General features: G+C 67.8%; 1 protein-coding gene and 1 pseudogene. Both read left to right on the forward strand.

The features are described from left to right. Positions 1–257: 257 nt before the first annotated feature. Positions 258–449: pseudogene (locus tag IEZ06_RS37825) on the forward strand (transposase); the annotation flags it as partial. 221 nt (positions 450–670) lie between these two features. Next, positions 671–1573: transposase (locus tag IEZ06_RS37020; RefSeq protein WP_229799174.1), on the forward strand; the 903-nt coding region annotated here is incomplete at its 3' end.

Consider the following 1573-nt stretch of genomic DNA (forward strand, 5'->3'; position numbering starts at 1 on the left):
GGCTGTCCCGCCTCCGGCGGGCCACCCCTGACGGGGTCCGGATTCCTCCCCGGCCTGAAGGACTCTGTTGCTCAATTCGTCGTGGCTTCTCGAAAGCGGCTGATGCCCTGAATCAGAATGGTCTGCCGCTCGGCTTTCCCCTCTTCGGGCGGAGACAGGATGGTGGACCGATGTCGATGAGGCCGCGTCCATGGCCGCAGATCCCCGAGCTGACCGCGCGGGTGGCACGGGCCGCCTTCCCCAAAGGCACGATGGCGATGCGCATCCGCGACGCGCTGGGCCCGCTGTTCGCCGATGCCGAGTTCGCGGGCATGTTCGGGGCGCGTGGGCGCCCCGGCCTGTCTCCCGGGCAGCTGGCGCTGGTATCGGTGCTGCAGTACGCCGAGAACCTGTCCGATCGGCAGGCCGCCGACGCGGTGCGGGGCCGGATCGAGTGGAAGTACGCGCTGGGCCTGGAGCTGACCGATCCGGGGTTCGACTTCTCGGTGCTCAGCGGCTTTCGCGCCCGCCTGGTCGCGCACGGCCAGGAGGAACACATCCTTGAGTTGCTCTTGGAGCGGCTGGGTGAGCTGGGCTTTTTGCGGAGCGGCGGGCGTCAGCGGACCGATTCCACGCATGTGCTGGGCGCGGTGCGATCACTCAACCGGGTTGAGTTCGTGGGTGAGGTGATGTGCTCAGCGTTGAACGCGCTGGCCGCCGCCGCACCGGGCTGGCCGGGTGGGCGCCCTCTGCCTGGCAGGAACGCTATGGGAAACGTGTCGATACCTACCGCCTGCCCGACGGTCAAAGTGCCCGGCAGTCCTGGCTTCGGCAGGTCGGCGTGGATGGTTATGAGCTGCTGGAGCAGATCCATGATGAGACCGCACCCGGGTGGCTACGCCAGATCCCGGCGGTGCAGATCATGCGCGAGTCGTGGGTCCAGCAGTTCTATCGTCAGGAAGGTGAGGTGTGTGTGCGGCAGGGCAAGGACCTGCCGCCGGGAAGACTCCGGCCGGCCTCGCCCTATGATCCCGAGGCGCGGTACGGGATCAAACGCCAGGCCGGCTGGATCGGCTACAAGGCACACCTGACCGAGACCTGCGAGCCGGATGCACCCCACCTGATCACCCACGTGGTGACTACCGATGCCACGGTGGAGGACTCTCATCTGACCGCCGCCATCCATGACGACCTGGCGGCACGTGACCTGCTGCCTGCCGAGCATGCGGTCGACACCGGCTACGTCAGCGCCCCTCACCTGGTTCGGGCCCGCGACAGGTACGGCATCGACCTGCTGGGACCGGTCCAGTTCTCCACCAGCCGCCAGGCTCACACGGGCGAGGGGTTCGGCCTGGAGGCCTTCGCCGTCGACTTCGATCGCCGGCACGCGACCTGCCCGGCAGGCCACACCAGCAGCAGGTGGCGGGAAGAGCTCAACCGCGGCGCACCGGTAATCAAGATCGCTTTTCGGAAACGCGACTGCGGCCCCTGCCCTCTGCGCCCGCGATGCACCACCGCCGCGATCGGGCTGCGCGGTACCTGTCAAACCGGTTGGAACATCAGGCTACGTGCGGTGTTTGTGCTGAGGCCTCGG

Origin of the sequence: Planomonospora antibiotica, from assembly GCF_014647955.1 — a bacterium.
GTDB classification, from domain to species: Bacteria; Actinomycetota; Actinomycetes; order Streptosporangiales; family Streptosporangiaceae; genus Planomonospora; species Planomonospora parontospora.